Below are 19,442 nucleotides of genomic sequence, written 5' to 3' on the forward strand. Positions count from 1 at the left end.
TATCCTGTTTTTTCCATACATATCCTGTAAATCTTTAAAATGGGATCACTATTTCATAGAAATGAGGGAAAAACTTTTGAGAAAAATGAAGTTGTTTAAAAAAGCAACATCCCTAACACTCGCACTCTCACTCATCGCTTCTAGTGGATTATTGTTGTCTACGAGCAGTGCGAAGGCGGAAACAGTAGTAGACTTATTGCAGCAATCATCCTTATCAATTGCAAAGCCATCTGCTATGCAAAAAGCTTACATCTCACCAGGATTAAACCTAAATGCAAAATCTGCAGGGCCAATTAATGTTATTGTTCAGTTCCGTAATCAGCCAATTGCTGTCGGTAAATACGCAGCTAAGATGGGAGTCAATACTTTCTCAGCTGAATCTACAGTATCCAGTATCAATTCCCAACAAACTTCTTTCTTGCAAGGAGCAGCTGACAAAGGACTCTCGATCACTAAAAACTTCACTTATAATACGGTTATTAATGGTATGGAAATTACAATCCCATCCAACCAGATCCAAGCTCTTGCTGACTTGCCCGAAGTACTCTCTGTCTACGAGAATAGTACCTACTACGCAATTCCAGCACCTAATCCAACTCAGGACCAGCCTTTTATTGACATGGAACCACTAAATCAAATTGGAATCGATTATGCTTGGAATGTTGAGAAACTAACGGGTGCTGGCGTAAAAGTTGGGGTCATTGATACGGGCGTAGACTATAAGCATCCAGACCTTAAAGATGCTTATAAAGGCGGCTATGACTCATTCTACAACAGACCAGATCCGTATGAGGAAAAACCGGACTTATCCAATCCAGACAATCCATTTGAAGGTACCTATCATGGAACACATGTTGCCGGCACTATTGCAGGACGAGCAACCAATCCAACCTCTGAAATTGTTCAAAAAGGGGTCGCATATGAGGCGGACATGTACAATTACAAAGTCCTTGGACGTGATGATAAAACAGGTCGAGCATCTGGTTCATCTGCACAAGTTATTGATGGTATAGAACGTGCTGTAAGAGATGGCGCACAAGTCATTAACTTGTCTCTAGGTGCAGACAGCGTTAAAGACCCTAACAGCCCAGATTCCATAGCGATTAATAATGCGGTATTAGCAGGAGTCGTAGCAGTTGTGGCAAGTGGCAATGCAGCAGATAGTGGCCCTTACTACTACTCAATGGGATCACCAGCCTCAGCATGCTTGGCATTACTGTTGGTGCCGTTACTAGTGCTTCCAAAATTTATACAACTGGTGTTCACAGTTCATTAATAACACCTGCACCGAAGGCTGATGCCGCAGGAAAAACTACGGAACAGAATTCCAATGAAACAAACACGAAAACGGAACAACCTACTGTACCTCCTGTAGAAGCTGCTCAACTTACGGCAGCAGAATCGATTACCCCTTCAGAAGTGGCTGATCCGCCTGCTAAGCCTAAAGAACAAGCTGAAGATAATAAGCAAATTCAATCTACAGAATCTGCTCAGTCTACGGCGACTGACACCGAAACTTCTCTTGATCATCCTTTGCAAACCATGGGTTGGGAAACTGGAAAAGAGAATTTTGCAGAGATTTTAGGTAGTAGTCCATTAGATGCTGTATATGTGGGTCTTGGTGCGGAAGCTGACTATAAAGATAAAGATGTCAAAGATAAGATTGTATTAGCTTCACGCGGAATTCTATCATTTATTGACAAAGCAACAATTGCAAAGAGTCATGGGGCAAAAGCGATCATTATCTTCAATGGTAACGTTATTTCTGGAACGAGTACACCTGACCTTAATGATGACGTTAAAGATCGCAATGGCTCTATTAATGCATTAGTTGGTGATAGCCTCTCTCTTCTTCCTATATTGGATATGAAGGGAACCGAAGGTCGACAATTAGCTAGAAAACTAACTGATGGAAGCGGCTCTACGCTTACATTTACGTTTAATAAAGAATTCAAAGCATCTCCTATCCCTGGAGATGATATGGCATCCTTTAGCTCAAGAGGTCCGGAATCAGATGGTAATTTCAGTATCAAACCCGATATCGCAGCACCGGGCGTGAATATCATGTCCACTTGGCCAGCATACGGTGGGGACTATACAGATGCGTACAATCGAATTAGTGGTACAAGTATGGCAACTCCTCATGTCGCAGGTCTAGCCATACTTTTGAAACAAAAGTATCCAAACTGGTCACCATTCGATGTTCGAGCTGCACTAGCAAACACAGCCGAACAAATTTATTTCGATAAAGATGAGAACATGCTCTACGATGTCTACTCACAAGGTGCTGGAAGAGTAAATATCAAGAATGCTCTTCAAACTCCTGCTTTAGTACAAACTATAGACACCATTCAAATCTTGGATAAAAACTTAAATAGACAACGCGTGACCAACTACAACAGCAGTGCAAGTTTTGGATTAATGAAAGCTGGGGAAGCAGCTAAAGAAGAAAAACTCCAACTTAAAAATATTTCAGACCAAAGCGTAACCTATAAGGCTTCTATTAAAATGCACCCTAGCGTTTCTTCTGACCTTAGCAACAACTATGCGAATTGGATCGACACTCCAGATGTAAAAAATATCTCAACAGCTTTAAATGGCCTTAGTGCAGATAGCCAAATCACTGTAACCCCAGGAGAGACAAAGAAATTCTCCCTAACACTCAGCCCTAATGTAAATGCAGTGGATGGTGTATATGAAGGAGATATTATTCTAACTAGCAATGATCACCCAACGTTGCATTTACCCTTTGTCGTGAATGTCGGTACGAATCCTAATCCTGAAACTGGATTCCCTTTACAAGATATGACACTCACAAGAGACTACATTGTGACCAATGGCTTATCAGAAGAAAAAACAGCTGATGCGTCCGTTACCTTAAATGCAGATTACATGAATTTAATTACGCTTGAGTACTTTGGTTATGATGGTAACTCAATTGGAATTGTTGGTCAGTATGCGAATAAAGTTAATGGTGAACTTCAAGCTATTGATCCTGACAAATTTATATTTAAGAAACTGGACGGCTCTTACTATAATGTCGTCGATAATAAGAAAGTTGTCGGCAAGCTCAATCCCGGTAACTATGTATTATCCATAGAAGCCTCACTTGTTGACAAAAACTTAAATCCGCTTAAATATCCTGATGGTAGTGATATCGCTTATTCCGCCGAAAAAGCATTTGGTGTTAGAACCAATACAAGTCCAGGTACTGGTGGAGACGGCGGTAGTACCGGCGGTGGCGGTGGCGGTGGCTCCAGCTCCGGCGGCGGCTCAACAACACCTGCTCCTACACCATCACCAACGACTAACAACTCCGCGACAAGTGTTGTAAACCAAGGCCAAGTAGCTGTAAACGTGATTGCTTCTGTAAGCAAGAGTGGTAGCGATGTATCAGCGAAGATTTCTGATGCTGACTTGCAATCTGCTCTGAATAAGAACCCAAAATTACCTGCTGCTCTCGTTGTAAATGCACCTGTGAAAGATGGAGAGAAGCTCAACTTCACTCTCACACCTGCGCAAGTTGCCAAGCTACAAAGCGGAAATTCAGAAAATTCTGTCATTATTAGCAGTGGATCTGCATCTCTTGCACTCCCTGTATCTGCACTCAAGAATGTCCCTGCAGGTGCTGAAATAACTGTAATAATCGGCTCCGCAGCTGATCAAAACGCAACTTTCTCAAGCAAACTGCCAGGTACGAAGGTGCTTAGCACACCAATATCTTACGAAGTCAATGTCGTAAACGGCAGCACATCAACTCCGCTTGATGTCCCTGCTCAAACTTTCGTTAAGCGTTCGTTCAACATTGCTGGCAATATCGATACAAACAATGTCGGTGTTCTCTACCTCTCTGGTGGTGAAGTAAATGGTGTTCCAGCTACAATTACGAAGAACACAGACGGTACGAAGACGGTAACTGTAAGCCGTCCTGGTTTCTCTGTATACGCTCTAGCTACTCGCTCCGTTCAATTTACGGACATCGACACATCATGGGCCAAATCTCGCATTGAAGGTCTAGCTAATCGTTTCCTTCTTTTCGGAACATCTGATACGACTTTCTCACCTACAAAAGACGTCACGCGCGCAGAATTTGCAGCAATGCTCACTCGTGCACTTGGTTTGCAAGCAAAAGGGAATACCAAGTTCACTGATATCGCTTCAACAGATTGGTTCTCAGGTGCTGTAGCTGCTGCTTCTAACGCTGGTCTAATTAGCGGCGTTGGTGGTGACAAGTTCGATCCGAATGCTGTAATCAGCCGTCAAGACTTAGCGGTTATGGTTGCTCGCGCATTGAAACTTCTCAATGTTTCAACGAAGAGCCTACCTGGCAACGTGCCTTACGGCGATCAGTCGAGCATCGAATCCTATGCACAAGACAGCATCAAAACACTTACAGACAACGGCCTTATCTCTGGAGTGAAGTCAGACGAAGCAACATTATTCTTACCAACTGCCACCACAACTCGCGAAGCTGCTGCTTCTGTCATCTACTTCTTATTGCAAAAAGGAAACTTGATTAACTAATCGTTACGAGCTTTGCTCGTTCCCTGTTAATCCAAACAAAAAGAGTCCCCTTCGTCATAGACGAAAGGGACTCTTGCTATATAGTGAGCTATATTGAACCGTCAGCTTAAACTCCTACTGGCCGATCCAAATGATACAAGTTCCGATATCGCGGATAACTCGCCATCAATTCCGCGTGTGTTCCACGCATCTCGATCTTACCATCTTCCATGAAAATCACTTCATCCATCTGCTCTGCACCGACGAGATGATGCGTAATCCAGATGAGCGACTTGCCCTCCATCGTCTGGAACATCGTTCGCAACAGCTCTCGCTCTGTGCGTGGATCAAGTCCGACTGTCGGTTCATCAAGAATAACGACCGGTGTCTCCTGGAGGAGGACACGAGCTAGCGCAATACGCTGACGTTCACCACCAGAGAAGCGTTTACCCGCTTCATGCATCGGAGTATCAAACCCATGTGGTAGCGACTCAATAAGCGTATCCAGACGAACCAATTTCGCAACTTCTGCAATGTCCTCGTCCGATGCACTGCGTCTTCCAAGTCGCATGTTATTCGCAAGCGTCGTATCAAATAAATGTGGACTTTGATTCAGTACGGAGATCACACTTGGAATATGTTCACCATAAGCATCAGCTGGCACATTATTAATGCGTACTTCACCGCTAACAGGTGAGATCGCACCTTGAATAAGCTTCAGAAGCGTCGATTTACCCGCACCACTTCGTCCGATAATCGCCACTTTCTTCCCTTGTGGGATGTCGAGCGAGACTCCATCTACGCTCCATATTGGCTGCCTTGTGTCAACACTAGCTGTGCCTTGAGCAGCCTCATCCGACGTAGAAACGTTACCTTCATACGCATAACGAACATCCTGTAAGGAGATATGCGCTTGCTGTCTGACCACACGAAACGCCTCATCAGTAACCCCAGACTTGCTATCCTGTCCTATCGATAGAGCATCATGTACTTCCACTTCATAATCCGACTCCCCAATCGCATTCAACCGACTAAGCGACTGCTTGTAGGATGGGATTTTCTCAATCGCATCCGATACAGGAATGAACGCATCCATAATGGGTAGAGTCACCAGTACGAATGCAGCGATATGCGTAACCATCATCTTCCCATCCGCATACTGCTGTCCAGCCCAGTAAATCATGATCACAACGGCGAAACCAACCATTGCTGCTGCGATCATTCCACGCCATCTGCTCCACGTGCTAAGTGAGCGTTCAACACGCGTTACTTCCGCTTCATCGGCTTCATACATCGCAAGGAATTGTGATGCACGACCGCTTATTTTCCAATCGCTAATGCCAAGCACGGCATCTGTTAGCTTCTGATACAATCGGTTACGGCCAGCCTTCATCTGCTGTTGTTTACGAATCGTAACGGCAAGCGATACCCATGGCAGAACCACTACAAGCACAAGTAGGTACAGTCCCATCACAATGGCGAACGTTAAGTCCCACCAGCCAAGAACACCGACAACAACTCCATACATAAGTGCTGCTACGACAGCTGGGAAAATGGTACGAATATACACGTTTTGCAAATGCTCAATATCGTCTGCTAATACGCTAAGAATATCCCCTGTACGGAATCTGGATCGAATGAATAATGCCTGCGGCTCTAAGATTCGATACAGCCTCACACGCATTTGAGATAAAATCCGCAGTACCGCATCATGCCCAACCAATCGCTCGATATAATGCACAACCGCTCGGCTAATTCCGAATGTCCGTACAAGTACAACCGGCACATAAACCATCAGAATATTTTCCGGACGCAGAGCAGATTTGGAGATGAGGTACCCCGACGTAAATGTCAGCATACTCGCACTCATCACGGTGAGCGCACCAATCGCAATAATGATCACAAACCGCCAGTAGTACGTTTTAACATATGGCATGATCCATTGCTTCATGAAATCCCCTCCAATTGCAAGGCAACCATCTCATAGTAAACGCCCTTGCTCGCCATTAACTCATTATGCGTACCAATCTCAGCTACCTTGCCTTGATCCATCACAATAACAAGATCCATGTCCGGCATCCAGTGCAGTCGATGAGTCGCAAGAAACACGAGTTTATCGGAAAATAGGTCTAACATTGTCGCCTTCAGCTCATACTCCGTCTCGATATCCAGATGTGCCGTCGGCTCATCTAACAATATAACCGAACGTTGACTTAAGAAGGCTCGTGCAAGCGCCACACGCTGTTCCTGACCGCCACTGAGCATACGCCCGCCATTACCAATCACTTCATTCACACCATTCGGCAGACCCGCCACTACGCGCGTTAAGCCAGCTGCTTCAATCGCTTGTTCAACATCTTCTATAGACGCCTCAGGATGATAGAAACGTACATTATCTGCTAGCGTGCCATTAAAAATGTATGGATGCTGCGGGATATACGTCGTTCCTTGCTGCCAAGCTTCACTTGTAAGCGAGGCATACGTATTCTCATTCACATCAATACTCCCTGACGTCGGTCGCAAGAAACCACCCAACACATCAATGAGTGTAGATTTACCTGCACCACTCTCACCAACAATGCCGATCTTGCGCATTCCCGCCAGTTCAATCGAAACATCGTCAATGGAAGGACGTCCACTGCCTTCGTGTTCAACGCCAACTCCGTGTAACTTTATTGAACTATCTTTAGCCCAAGCTAAATTCGTAGCCATCCCATTCGTCTGCTCCGCTACCGGCTCATCTATAATCGCCTGCATCGCTGCCCCAGCTTCTTTCCCATTCAAAGTCGCATGGTAGTCCGCACCCACCATTCGAACAGGTAAGAAGTACTCCGGTGCGAGGATTAGAATTAACAAGCCTGTATATAAGTCTAGGTTACCGTTAATCAGACGAAGTCCAAGACTCACCGCTACGGATGCCACGGACAAACTCGTGAAGAAATCGAGCGCGAACGAAGATAAGAATGCCACTCTTAGCGTCTTCATCGTCGCTGAGCGATATCGGTTACTCACCTTGCCAATCGTCTCACTATGCGCACGACTCTGTCCCAAGAACTTAAGTGTCTCGAGTCCTCGAAGTGCATCAACAAAGTGGTTCGATAACTTCCGATAGGACTCCCACTGCTCGTTCATCTGCTTCTTCGCAGCTAAACCGACAAGAATCAAGAAAGCGATCAAGATCGGCATCGTGAACGTCAGAATTAAGCCTGCCGTTATATCCAAGTAATACACATAAGCTAGTATGAGAACGGGTGTAATTGAAGTGCTAATCATCCTTGGAAGGATAAGCTCTAGATAGGTGCGGAACTTCGATACACCTTCAAGCACAAGTGTGACCAAGTTACCCGTCCCAGCCGTTTGCGCAAAGCGCGGTCCAAGCTGAAACAGCTTTTCCATTAACTTTTTCCTTATAGAGATTCCTGTCACCTCGGCAAAGCGATACGCCACTTTTTGCTGCAACATATTTGTGATTTGGCGTATAAAAAAAGCAAGCAGAAACAGCGCAATAGTGCCCGTCTGCTCGCTTAATGTCTCCCCTGCAAAAAGGGCGGACAAGACGTCCGCCAGCCATTTTGCCTGAAAAATTATAGAAAAGCTTTGCACGAGAATGAGGATTGTGATCATCATTAGGACCGGCTTGATCCCCTTATATCCCAGCAAATTTCTATCCATTAATATTCCATATGCTCCTTCTCGTTAATCCGCTTGTGGAACACGAAGTAACTCCAAATCTGATATCCAAGTACGAATGGAAGCAGTGTAAGTGCCACAATCGTCATGACTTTAAGGGAATATGCCCCAGATGATGCATTCGTCACCGTTAAGTCATACAAAGGATTGATCGAACTAATCATCACACGCGGGAATAGTCCCACGAAGATGGATGCTGTTGAAAGCAAGATGACAGCGCCCGTCATACCGAATGCCCAGCCATCGCGTTTGCTTTCCATGAAGTAACCGCTTAGTAGGAACGCAACAACACCTAGAATTGCGATCCATACGAGATAACCGCTGCGAAGCACGAATAAATCGGTCATCATGTACGTCATCAAGGAGAAAATGCCAAGTACGGCAGCGAGCGGGAATAACATTTTCTTCGCCATCGCACGAGCGCGATCTCTTAGGTCACCCATTGTACGAAGCGTAGTGAACATCAAGCCGTGTACGAAGCAAAGCATCGTAACCGCTAAACCACCCATGACTGTATAGGCATTCACGATATCGAAGAATCCTGCACGCATTTCCATGTCTTGATCGATTGGAAGCCCTTGAATGAGACATGCAAACACAACACCGAACAAGAACGGAGGTAGGGAACTTCCGAAGAAGATCGCCCAATCCCATGCCTTTTTCCAAGTTTCAGAACTACCCTTACCTCTAAACTCAAACGCAACACCGCGCGCAATTAGCGCAAGTAAAACGAACACAAGTGGAATGAAGAACCCACTGAATAGTGTCGCGTACCAGTGTGGGAATGCTGCGAACATCGCGCCACCCGCTGTAATTAACCAAACTTCGTTCGCGTCCCAGAATGGGCCAATGGAGTTAATGAGCGCACGACGCTCCAAATCTGTTTTGGCAAGAAACTTCGTTGCCATCCCGACACCAAAGTCAAAACCTTCTAGGAAGAAGAAGCCTACGAACAACACCGCGACCAGAATGAACCAGATAACCGGTAATGTTAGCATTTTTGTGGTTCCTCCTTATCGAATGGATCGCTGGAATGCTGATCCGCTTTTTGAAGGCCCTCTGGACCTTTCTTAAGTTCACGAATGAATAGATAAACAAGTACGATTCCCAGAATCGTATAAATGACAGTGAAGGAGATTAATGCAAAGAGCATCGAACCTGCACTTACATTCGGTGAGACGGACTCTTCTGTCGTCATGAGACCAAATACGGTCCAAGGCTGACGCCCAATCTCTGTCATGATCCAGCCCGCTGTATTCCCGATAAACGGAAGCGAGATCGCCCATACCATGATACGTAGGAACCATTTGTTCTTGTTCTCATCCATATTTCTGCGATAGGCCAAGTACACACCATACATACTCAGTAGAATCATCGCCACACCTGCCGCGATCATAATACGGAAGCTCCAGAACGTCGTACGTACGGGTGGAATATAGTTACGATCACCGTATTTTTCCGTATACTCGGCTTGCAGGGTCTTCATCCCTTTAACTTGACCTTTGAACTCCCCGTAAGACAAGAAGCTCAAGAGGTAAGGGACTTTGAATGACATCCCATTTTCTTGCTTAACCGGATCAATCGTTGCAAACACCGTCCAAGGTGCTGGGTCTTCACTATCTTCCCATAGCCCTTCACTTGCTGCCATTTTCATCGGTTGTGTATGAATTAAATACTCCGCTTGCTTATGTCCGAATAGCGCAACTGCGATGGAAGATACGAGTGCCACGCAGATTGCAATTTGGAAAGACTTTTTAAAGAACGTAATATTCTGTTTCTTAAGTAACTTCCAAGCAGATAAACCTGCTACCAGGAATGCACCCGTTAAGAATGCAGCAAAGATCGTATGCGGGAATTCCCACCATAACTGACCGTTACCAAGTAACGCGAAGATATCATTCATCTCTGCTCGACCATTGTTGACCTCAAAGCCCACAGGTCTTTGCATAAAGGAGTTCGCGACTAGGATCCAGAATGCGGACAAGACTGTACCGATCGATACGAGCCAAATACACATCAAGTGTAATTTCTTTGATAAACGTTCCCAACCAAATATCCATAAACCTAGGAATGTCGATTCCAGGAAAAATGCTAATAATGCTTCAATCGCAAGTGGCGCACCAAATACGTCACCTACAAATCTTGAATAACTCGACCAGTTCATTCCGAACTGGAACTCTTGCAAGATACCTGTTACAACACCGACTGCAAAGTTAATGAGGAAAAAATGCCCCCAGAACTTCGCCATCTTCTTGTACTTTTCTTCCCCTTTAATGACGTACATCGTCTCCATCATCGCAATTAGTAATGCAAGTCCAATTGAGATCGGTACGAAGATAAAGTGGAAAATGGTCGTCGATGCAAATTGCAAACGCGAGATTAATACCGGATCCAACATTTCCCTTCCCTCTTTCTCTCTTAATTTCAGCACATATTTGTCAAAGTGATCTATCTTAGCTGTCAACCTCAGATTTAGCAGTGATTATTGTTATTGTTGTTTTAAGGTTGTGTGCTGCTTGCTTGTTCATAAAGGAATAACTTTATTGTTAAATAATCCCCTTGTGATATTTGTAACAAATAACACAGAACTTTATTGTGACAAAAGTCACAAAGTAAATCAACTGGAATATTTTTATAATCAATTTTCAACGCTTTGTCACAATATATTTAAATACTGGAAGTTCAACCTTGGAAAGACTGCTTGCTTGACGTCCTCTAACACCTTCTTCTCACAGAAATTGGGCTTGCGATATCCGTCAAATAAAGTTACCATTGCAGTGGTAACCTAACGAAGAGAAGGAGTGTTTTTTAAAAAATGGATCGTCGCGTCTATATATTAGCTGTTGCAGCTTTCGTGGTTGGAACAGTCGAATTAATCATAGGTGGAACGTTAGATTTAATCGCTGCTGATCTGAATGTATCTGTGAGCAGTGCCGGGCAACTCATCACCATGTTCTCCGTCGCATTTGCCATTTCAGCCCCTATATTGTTTGCTATCACGACCCGTATTGAACGTAAAAAACTGCTATTAATTACGCTCGCGTTATTTAGCATGGGCAATGTGCTGGCCTATTTAAGCCCTGATTACAATGTCTTAATGTTGTCTCGAATTGTTTCAGCGGCCAGCGGTTCTCTCCTTGTTGTCTTGTGTGTCACAATCGCCTCCCAAATTGTCCAGACAGCGTACCGTGCACGTGCGATTGGTGTGATTTATATGGGAATTAGCGGCTCGCTTGTCCTTGGTGTTCCACTTGGCCTTGTCCTTAGTAACGCCTATAGCTGGCGTGCGCCATTCCTGTTTATCGCCATCCTTACACTCGTTGTGATGGTATGTATGTACTTCTTGCTGGCTAAGTTCCCAATTAAACCAACAAGCATTCCGCTCTGGCAGCAGCTCGTGACACTGAAAAACCGTAAAATATTTACTGCGCAATTAACTTCTGTGTTATTTTTAACCGGACACCTGACTCTTTATGCGTATTTAACACCTTTTTTTACCACAACTTTGCATTTGGACGCATCTTGGGTAACGATCTTCTACTTCATCTACGGTATCGCGGCTGTATGCGGCGGCGGTTTAGGGGGATGGTTAGTGGATAAATGGGGTTCGAAGAAAAGCATTATGGTGATTATCACCGCTTACTTGATTGCAATGGCCATTCTGCCTCTGGTAACAGGATCGATCTATACTTTCCTCGTTGTTATGATCATCTGGGGCGGTCTAAGTTGGTCGATTACCCCTGCCATTCAGAACTACTTAATCGAATCTTCACCTGGTTCTGGCGAAATTCAGCAAACACTGAACAACTCCGCGCTTCATATTGGAATAGCCGCAGGCTCTTCCATCGGAGGGATTGTCATTAGCCAATATACGGTCGAGACGAATGCTTGGGTTGGTGCTGGGATTATCGTCATTACACTACTCATTGCGTTTTATTCAATTACAAGACCGTTGAAGCAAGCAACTGGACATGCCAATATGCAGAATCATTCTAACGTAGGTACGGAAGCTTAGATTTTACCTATATGAAAAGGAGCCTTTTTCGATCCATTGATCGTTGAGGCTCCTTTTTTGATTTCTCCAACTTTCTTCCACTTCTGCAACTTTTGGGAACTCAGCGCGTCTAGTTCAGTAACCTTGCATGAAGAATAGGAGCCTTTATGTTTAATCGAAAAAGACTACTTAAATGTGTTCTAACGAGTATCAGCAGCTTGCTAATCCTCGCGATGTTCCCAATCTCAGCATTTGCGCAGTCCAAGCAGTTCACAGATGTACCTTCCGATCATTGGGCTAATGAGTCCGTTACATGGGCATACGAACAAGGCATTGTCGCAGGTTATCCCGATGGTACGTTCAAACCCGATCAGATCGTAGGACAGAATGATTTCCTAGCGATGTTGATCCGTGCTTATGTGCCACAAGATCAATTGCCATCTAATGAGGATACAAGCGATTGGATGAAACCTTATGTAAAGTATGCCTATCAGATGCAGTGGAGTACGGTTATGCCTCCTCCTAGCAAACTTGATGATATGCCATGGGCACCTAAAGGCAGCGCCCGATCTAACGTCACGCTTCAACGTCACTTAGCGGCAACAATTTTGACAAATGCAAGCGGCCGAAGTTATGAAATTGACGATTCGATCCAATTCTTGTTGGATAGCGGAATTGTGCATGGTCGTACAGATTCCACTGTTGAAGGCTTCGAAGGCAGTAAATATTTGACGCGAGCTGAAGCTGTTACGATCATTAAACAATTTAAATCCAAGACGCAGCACTTATATCCAAGCCCATACGTACACATGAACTACGATCCTGCGGCTTTGCATCAGAATCCGTTTGAGCTGTACCCATTAGAGATCACAGTTCCAAAGTATGATTTCGATATCTTCAATACAATCACACTAACGAATCCAACTAAGGGATATACAAGCACAACAGACACATCATTTACCCTAAACGGAACCGTCCAATTAGTCGTAAGTGATCACCTTGAACTCCAGATCGAACATTGGGACGGATATAACTTCATTCCGGTAAACAACCAGAAGACACTTATTGATAACAATCAATTTACGGAGATAATAGACCTACCTACAGAAGGTCTTTACCGCGTTACGATTAAGACCCTATCCCAATACGAAGGTAAGCTCAACACGAATACCACGCCAATCACATCTCTTTATATCGTACGTAAATAAAATAAAAGTGATCAATTACCATTTCAATGAATGGTCGTTGATCACTTTTTCTCGTTAATACTTCAATTTCAGCAAAATTGCTCGGATCTCCTCATCGTTCATCAGTAGATCGTAATACTTATCTGTGATCTTCACCAGCGCCACATCATGGTAGAAGAACTCACTGAAGAACTTCACGAACGGCTGCGCCCCCGTCTTCATCGCCTGCCACTTCTGATCCTCATTGCCTGCGAACAAAACCTCGCGATCATCGATCACAAGAAGCCGATAGCGCTCTAGGCCATGCTCGTCCTGCGGGATGAGCGTTTTAATATGCTTAAGGCTCGTCTTCATATGCCCCACCACAAGCGCTTCAACCTCAATCCCCTTACGCTCCTGCTCCTCTAACAAGGGTAGAAACTCCACGAACTCATCATTCCACGCGGAAAATAGGATCGATTCCTTCGCACTTTCGATAAGCTCTACGGTCTGCGCACGGATTGAGGAATCCACTTTCAAACTCCACACCCGGTCATCCGCAAATGTTCGCTTAGCGGTTTGCTGCTTAAGGCGCTTAATATTGTCCTGAAACTCCGCCGTTAACTTCTCAATTACGATCGCCGACGGCAGCGCCGTATACAGTTTCTTCTTCTCGGACACCGAATCCATCAGCATCCCTTTATCAATCATGCGCGTTAGCACTTCATAAATTTTCGATTTCGGCACACCTGAATGTTTCACAATCTGCGTTGCATCCATTGGCTCACCGCTTGTGACGAGCACTTCATAGACCCTGCTTTCATATTGCGAAAAACCAAATTTCTGCAGCATACGTCCTCCTGGCACTTCGGCCCACTTCCTGATCACATTCCATTAAACCTTAGTTTACCACACTTGAAGAATTCGTTTCACTGCGCTCATTTTCAAACAAATAAAAAAAGCACACTCCCTACATGGAAGCATGCTTATCCTTCGATTGATCCGCCTTCGGCAAATCCAATTTATCCGTATGCATCACTTTATCGAATACCGGATGTGTAACCCCATACCATTGATCCGGATCTTTAAAATGATGGAGTAAATGCACCTTCTTCATCCAACGACCCAGCAACGTACGCGGCACGATTGGACGGTGTGAGACAAAGTGTGTCCATTCATACATCAGATGATACGCGCTAAAGCCAACCATCATGCTACTTGCTAAGTAAAAGTTACCCCAGATCAATATTAATGCAATCCAGAGAAAGCCGTGATAAGGCACATTATACGTATTTGGTGTTAACAAAAACTTCATATTCGTCGGATCATCATGATGCTTATCATGTCCCTTAATCGCACTTGGCATGAGCTTAATAGCTGCTGGATGCAGCAAATAGCGATGAATAAAATACTCCGCGCAGAAGAACAGAACCACCCCTGCCACTAATGCAACAGGCGACCACAAGGATAGACTTAGGCATGCAGCAACCGTATAAATCACAAACATTGTTGATATAAATAAAACTCTTCCATCCAGCCAAAATTCTTTTCTCAGACTGGTTTTCTCCATAAGCGCATCACCCAAATCTAGTATACCGAAAATATATATATTTTGTCTAAAATTTCTAAAAAATCATATCCCTCAGCCTTTCATCATATCAGTGATAGTCTGTGATTATTGTCATAAGGATGAAACATTTACCATGCTATGATGACTCTACTTAACGTTCTTAATTTTATCAAAATTAAGGCTATTCGCCTTATTCAGTTCGCAATCGTGGCGAAAATTTGAACTATGATATTAATTTCACAATTATGAACAAAAATCAAAATCGCCGAATTTGGCGTTTAATTCGTGATTTTAAGCACATTTGAGGAAAAACCGCTTTTTCACCAATCCATTTGTTTATAGTTTTTGGAATTATGTAACATTAATGGGTTTCTATGTTGTTTGTTTTTGCATGGAATAGTTACTAAGATAGACGCAAAGATGAGTGAACCCAATTAAGCATCCAACATTATATACGCTCAAAGAAAGGGGTTTCTTATGAAAAAAAGAGGAGCGTTATCGCTGTTTCTTATCGCGCTTGTTGTTTTTCTAACAGGCTGTGAAAAATCATTAACTGTGCTCGATCCAAAAGGACCCGTTGCACAGACACAATCGAACACTATTATTTTCTCCATGTGGATCATGGCAGGGGTACTCTTGGTTGTGTACGTATTATTCGTCTTTATGCTTGTGAAATATCGCGCATCCAAGGCAAAAGCTGGCTATGAACCGCCTCACGATGAGGGAAGTAAATGGCTCGAAATTTTATGGACCGTTATTCCAGTCATTATCGTAATCATTCTATCCGTTGTTACAGTTAAAACAACGAACGAAGTTGAAGGTGTACCGAAAGGCTACGAGAATGAAAAACCACTTGTGGTGTACGCTGCTTCTTCAAACTGGAAATGGCATTTTAGCTATCCAGAAGAAGGTATTGAAACGGTTAATTACTTGAACATTCCTACACACCGAACAATTGAGTTCCGCCTTTATGCATTTGGACCGATCTCCAGTCTATGGATTCCACAACTCGGTGGTCAAAAATATGCCATGAGCGACATGGTAAACAAGCTAAACTTAGTCGCTGAACATCCGGGTTCATTCTTAGGTAAGAATTCGAACTTCACCGGTAAAGGCTTTGCCACAATGGAATTTGAAGTACTGGCTATGCCGCCAGCAGAATTCAGCAAATGGGTTAGCGATGTGAAATCCAAAGAACCGAAGTTATCGGAGACTGAATTCGCACAACTACTTGAAGCTACACAAGTGGGTCGTAAATCTTACTCCTCCACACACCTTGATTTCAGTCCACCACCAGAGGGTGAGAACGGCGGTCACAATCACGGCGGAGATAGCAAGAAAGAAGAAATGAACCACGATACTCATTCTAGCTCGGATCAAAAAACCGAAAATGAACATTCGCATCACTAGCATAAGAACCGTTTAGAAAGGAGTTATACCCAATGAACCCAAGTGGATTTACTGTTTCGACTGAACCGATGATCATTGGCGCGATGATCAGTATGATCGTTGCCGGCCTTGCGATCCTCGTAGGTCTTACTTATTTTAAAAAATGGGGCTACATGTGGAAAGAATGGCTGACTACTGTAGACCATAAACGCATTGGTGTCATGTACATTGTGGCTGCACTTGTGATGCTACTTCGTGGTGGTATCGACGCACTCATGATGCGTACACAACTAGCAGGGCCGGACATGAAATTCTTAGATGCCCAGCATTATAACGAAATTTTCACTACGCATGGTGTAATCATGATTCTATTCATGGCGATGCCATTTATTATGGGTCTAATGAACGTTGTAATCCCTCTCCAAATTGGGGCGCGTGACGTAGCCTTCCCAAGACTTAATGCAGTCAGCTTCTGGCTATTTGCAGCAGGGGCAATGCTCTTCAACATCTCCTTCATTATCGGGGGTTCCCCGGATGCAGGTTGGACGGCTTACTTCCCGCTTGCAAGCTTGGAATTTAGTCCGACAGTAGGTAATAACTATTACAGTATTGCCATCCAGATTGCCGGTCTAGGTACACTTATGACAGGTGTTAACTTTATCGTGACCATCCTTAAGATGCGTGCACCAGGAATGAAACTGATGCGCATGCCGATGTTCACATGGTCTTCCCTGATCACTTGTGTCATCATCTTGTTCGCATTCCCAGTCTTGACTGTGGCACTTGCACTTATGATGTTTGACCGTATCTTCGGCGCACAATTCTTCACCATGGCCAATGGCGGTATGGATATGCTTTGGGCGAACTTGTTCTGGGTATGGGGACATCCTGAAGTTTATATCGTTATCTTGCCGGCATTCGGTATTTATAGTGAAATTATCTCTACTTTCTCGAAAAAGAACCTTTACGGTTATAAATCAATGGTTATCAGTATGGTTGCCATTTCCTTGCTCTCCTTCCTCGTATGGGCGCATCACTTCTATACGATGGGACATGGCGCAATGGTCAATGGATTCTTCTCCATCACAACGATGGCGATTGCCATTCCAACCGGTGTTAAGATCTTTAACTGGCTCTTCACCTTGAAAAATGGGGTTATCAGCTTCACAACTCCGATGCTTTACACACTTGCATTTATTCCAATCTTCACGATTGGTGGGGTAACAGGGGTTATGCTTGCGATGGCAAGTGCGGACTACCAATACCACAATACGATGTTCCTAGTTGCTCACTTCCACTACGTTCTGATTCCAGGTACGGTATTCGCCGTTATTGCGGGTATGTACTACTGGTTCCCGAAAGTATTCGGATTTAGACTTAATGAAAAACAAGGTAAAACAGCATTCTGGTTCATTGCAATCAGCTTTAACGTTACATTCTTGCCGTTGTTCTTCCTTGGTCTTAACGGTATGACACGCCGGATGTACACGTACTCCGAAAGCACAGGCTTTGGTCCACTGAACTTGATTGCAACAATCGGTTCCGTTGGTCTTGCGATTGGTTTTGCTCTCTTGGTATACAACATTTACTGGAGCTGCCGTTATGCACCACGCGACACAACAGGCGATCCATGGGATGGCCGTACGCTGGAGTGGAGCACACCGAGCCCAGTGCCATTCTATAACTTTGCAATTACACCTGAAGTAGATGGTTTGGATTCTTACTGGTTTGCGAAAAAGAACAAGACTTCTCTTTACGCAGGCAAGAAAATCGAAAAGATTCATATGCCAAGCAACAGTGGTCAACCACTAATCTTGGGTATCGTGTTCTTCCTACTCGGCTTCTTCCTTGTATTTAGCTGGTGGGTACCTGCAATCGTAATGGGTGTTGTCATGCTGGTTATGCTTGCTTACCGTTCCTTTGAACGTGATCATGGCTTCTATGTATCCGTCAAAGAAATTACTGAAACAGAAAAGAAATTGCGAGGTGATCAGGCATGAAAATCGATGACACTTTGCCGCTTGAATATTCAACAGAAGAGAACAGTAACAAGATCTTCGGATTCTGGCTCTTCCTAGGCGCTGAAATTGCGCTGTTCTCGACTTTGTTTGCTGTTTACTTTACACTTTGGAACCGTACGGGCACTGGCCCGACGGGTCCTGAAATTTTTGAAATGAACGGTGTGTTAATCGAGACTTTCTTGCTCCTTACAAGTAGTTTCACTTGTGGACTAGCAATTCACGCAATGCGTCTTGGACTGAAGAAGCCAATGATGATCTTCTTCTCCATTACCTTGCTGCTTGGACTCGGATTCCTTACTGTTGAGATTATTGAGTTCTTCACATACGTACATGAAGGTGCGACTCTCACAACAAGTGCATTCTTATCCAGCTTGTTCGTCTTGCTCGGCACACACGGAGCGCACGTAACATTCGGTCTTCTATGGGGTACTGCAATTCTCCTTCAAGTGAAGCGTCAAGGATTTACACCGGAGACGGCTAATAAATCCTTCATCTTCTCCTTGTACTGGCACTTCTTAGACGTTGTCTGGATCTTCATCTTCAGCTTCGTCTATCTGAAAGGAATGATGTAAACGATGATGAAACAACTATTCCCGGTTCGTCATGTGATGGGGTACTTATTCTCTCTCATCCTTTCCATTGTTGCTTTTTGCGTCGTATTCTTTAATATGCCGGCTACGGTTGGCCTCGCGATCCTTATCGTCTGTGCGATCATCCAAGCTTCCCTACAGCTATTCGTGTTCATGCACGTCGATGAATCCAAAGATAAAAAGTCACTTTACCTCAACATTCTATATGCACTATTCGTTGGTCTAGTCACGATCTTCGGTACATTGTTTGTAATGATCTGGGGTTACCAGTAAGCGATTGTTGAATATGCCAGCTAAGCTTCAACACATATAACCAAGTAGCCCGTTCCTGAATGACAGGAACGGGCTATTTTTATAGTGAGTTCAAATTGTCGGGTCACTACAGAGAAAAAAGCACTTCCGGCCGCTGTTGAAATCGTGAAAGTTTTGATTAGATTAAGTGGTATTTCCACGATTTCAAAGGCGGACACTACGTTCCTACAGTTGCTTTTTTCTCTTTCGTTTAACAATTTGAACTCA

14 protein-coding genes are annotated in these 19,442 nt (G+C 44.1%); 8 read left to right on the plus strand and 6 right to left on the minus strand.

Annotation, left to right across the window (positions count from 1 at the left end; genetic code table 11):
* The first annotated feature begins 85 nt into the window (after positions 1-85).
* Together NV379_RS08985 and NV379_RS26050 are read left to right on the plus strand one after the other, a co-directional pair.
* Positions 86-1,276, plus strand: coding sequence for a S8 family serine peptidase (locus tag NV379_RS08985; RefSeq protein ID WP_258206957.1), 1,191 nt, complete (start codon positions 86-88; stop codon positions 1,274-1,276).
* Entirely contained in the window at positions 1,204-4,524 is a 3,321-nt protein-coding gene (locus NV379_RS26050; protein WP_308860269.1) for an S-layer homology domain-containing protein, read from the plus strand. Before NV379_RS08985 ends, NV379_RS26050 begins: the two co-directional genes overlap by 73 nt.
* A 106-nt stretch (positions 4,525-4,630) precedes the next feature.
* Here the strand turns inward: NV379_RS26050 and cydC are convergent, their stop codons facing one another.
* The 4 genes from cydC to NV379_RS09020 are packed head-to-tail and all read right to left on the minus strand — an operon-like array spanning position 4,631 to position 10,591.
* The gene (gene cydC / locus NV379_RS09005) at positions 4,631-6,454 is read right to left on the minus strand and encodes a thiol reductant ABC exporter subunit CydC (RefSeq protein WP_258206958.1); all 1,824 of its coding nucleotides are present in this window, start codon (positions 6,452-6,454) and stop codon (positions 4,631-4,633) included.
* Entirely contained in the window at positions 6,451-8,175 is a 1,725-nt protein-coding gene (gene cydD / locus NV379_RS09010; RefSeq protein WP_258206959.1) for a thiol reductant ABC exporter subunit CydD, read from the minus strand. Before cydD ends, cydC begins: the two co-directional genes overlap by 4 nt.
* Positions 8,175-9,191 carry a cytochrome d ubiquinol oxidase subunit II gene (gene cydB, locus NV379_RS09015; RefSeq protein ID WP_258206960.1) on the minus strand — a complete coding sequence of 339 codons (1,017 nt, stop codon included), beginning with the start codon at positions 9,189-9,191 and terminating at the stop codon, positions 8,175-8,177. Before cydB ends, cydD begins: the two co-directional genes overlap by 1 nt.
* Positions 9,185-10,591 carry a cytochrome ubiquinol oxidase subunit I gene (locus NV379_RS09020; RefSeq protein WP_373426100.1) on the minus strand — a complete coding sequence of 469 codons (1,407 nt, stop codon included), beginning with the start codon at positions 10,589-10,591 and terminating at the stop codon, positions 9,185-9,187. Before NV379_RS09020 ends, cydB begins: the two co-directional genes overlap by 7 nt.
* 417 nt (positions 10,592-11,008) lie before the next feature.
* On the opposite strand from NV379_RS09020, the gene NV379_RS09025 reads away from it, so the two are divergent.
* Both NV379_RS09025 and NV379_RS09030 read left to right on the plus strand, forming a co-directional pair.
* A complete protein-coding gene (locus NV379_RS09025) occupies positions 11,009-12,208 on the plus strand; it encodes an MFS transporter (RefSeq protein ID WP_258206961.1) in 1,200 nt (399 codons plus the stop codon).
* Between the two features lie 146 nt (positions 12,209-12,354).
* Positions 12,355-13,395, plus strand: coding sequence for an S-layer homology domain-containing protein (locus tag NV379_RS09030; protein WP_258206962.1), 1,041 nt, complete (start codon positions 12,355-12,357; stop codon positions 13,393-13,395).
* A 54-nt stretch (positions 13,396-13,449) separates the two neighbouring features.
* Here NV379_RS09030 and NV379_RS09035 read toward each other — a convergent pair whose 3' ends face one another.
* Entirely contained in the window at positions 13,450-14,205 is a 756-nt protein-coding gene (locus NV379_RS09035) for a TrmB family transcriptional regulator (protein ID WP_258206963.1), read from the minus strand.
* Between the two features lie 118 nt (positions 14,206-14,323).
* On the minus strand, positions 14,324-14,923 hold the full coding sequence (locus NV379_RS09040; protein ID WP_258206964.1) for a sterol desaturase family protein: 600 nt from the start codon (positions 14,921-14,923) through the stop codon (positions 14,324-14,326).
* 477 nt (positions 14,924-15,400) lie between these two features.
* Here NV379_RS09040 and qoxA point away from each other — a divergent pair, with 477 nt between their 5' ends.
* Genes qoxA through qoxD form a run of 4 tightly spaced genes read left to right on the plus strand, consistent with a single transcriptional unit; the run spans position 15,401 to position 19,196 of the window.
* Positions 15,401-16,333 carry a cytochrome aa3 quinol oxidase subunit II gene (qoxA, locus tag NV379_RS09045; protein ID WP_258206965.1) on the plus strand — a complete coding sequence of 311 codons (933 nt, stop codon included), beginning with the start codon at positions 15,401-15,403 and terminating at the stop codon, positions 16,331-16,333.
* Between the two features lie 32 nt (positions 16,334-16,365).
* On the plus strand, positions 16,366-18,312 hold the full coding sequence (gene qoxB, locus NV379_RS09050) for a cytochrome aa3 quinol oxidase subunit I (RefSeq protein ID WP_258206966.1): 1,947 nt from the start codon (positions 16,366-16,368) through the stop codon (positions 18,310-18,312).
* Positions 18,309-18,905: a cytochrome aa3 quinol oxidase subunit III gene (gene qoxC / locus NV379_RS09055; RefSeq protein ID WP_258206967.1), complete on the plus strand. Its 597-nt coding sequence runs from the start codon at positions 18,309-18,311 to the stop codon at positions 18,903-18,905. The genes qoxB and qoxC overlap by 4 nt, the downstream gene beginning before the upstream one ends.
* A gap of 6 nt (positions 18,906-18,911) precedes the next feature.
* Positions 18,912-19,196, plus strand: a complete 285-nt coding sequence (qoxD, locus tag NV379_RS09060; RefSeq protein WP_258207192.1) for a cytochrome aa3 quinol oxidase subunit IV — start codon at positions 18,912-18,914, stop codon at positions 19,194-19,196.
* Positions 19,197-19,442 lie beyond the last annotated feature (246 nt).

Source organism: Paenibacillus radicibacter, assembly GCF_024721995.1.
GTDB classification, from domain to species: domain Bacteria; phylum Bacillota; class Bacilli; order Paenibacillales; family NBRC-103111; genus Paenibacillus_AM; species Paenibacillus_AM radicibacter.

Bases quoted from the DNA above. Each gene is read 5' to 3' on its own strand.
- NV379_RS08985 (WP_258206957.1), top strand. From the start codon at position 86: ATGAAGTTGTTTAAAAAAGCAACATCCCTAACACTCGCACTCTCACTC.
- NV379_RS26050 (WP_308860269.1), top strand. From the start codon at position 1,204: ATGCTTGGCATTACTGTTGGTGCCGTTACTAGTGCTTCCAAAATTTAT.
- cydC (WP_258206958.1), bottom strand. From the start codon at position 6,454: ATGAAGCAATGGATCATGCCATATGTTAAAACGTACTACTGGCGGTTT.
- cydD (WP_258206959.1), bottom strand. From the start codon at position 8,175: ATGGATAGAAATTTGCTGGGATATAAGGGGATCAAGCCGGTCCTAATG.
- cydB (WP_258206960.1), bottom strand. From the start codon at position 9,191: ATGCTAACATTACCGGTTATCTGGTTCATTCTGGTCGCGGTGTTGTTC.
- NV379_RS09020 (WP_373426100.1), bottom strand. From the start codon at position 10,591: ATGTTGGATCCGGTATTAATCTCGCGTTTGCAATTTGCATCGACGACC.
- NV379_RS09025 (WP_258206961.1), top strand. From the start codon at position 11,009: ATGGATCGTCGCGTCTATATATTAGCTGTTGCAGCTTTCGTGGTTGGA.
- NV379_RS09030 (WP_258206962.1), top strand. From the start codon at position 12,355: ATGTTTAATCGAAAAAGACTACTTAAATGTGTTCTAACGAGTATCAGC.
- NV379_RS09035 (WP_258206963.1), bottom strand. From the start codon at position 14,205: ATGCTGCAGAAATTTGGTTTTTCGCAATATGAAAGCAGGGTCTATGAA.
- NV379_RS09040 (WP_258206964.1), bottom strand. From the start codon at position 14,923: ATGGAGAAAACCAGTCTGAGAAAAGAATTTTGGCTGGATGGAAGAGTT.
- qoxA (WP_258206965.1), top strand. From the start codon at position 15,401: ATGAAAAAAAGAGGAGCGTTATCGCTGTTTCTTATCGCGCTTGTTGTT.
- qoxB (WP_258206966.1), top strand. From the start codon at position 16,366: ATGAACCCAAGTGGATTTACTGTTTCGACTGAACCGATGATCATTGGC.
- qoxC (WP_258206967.1), top strand. From the start codon at position 18,309: ATGAAAATCGATGACACTTTGCCGCTTGAATATTCAACAGAAGAGAAC.
- qoxD (WP_258207192.1), top strand. From the start codon at position 18,912: ATGAAACAACTATTCCCGGTTCGTCATGTGATGGGGTACTTATTCTCT.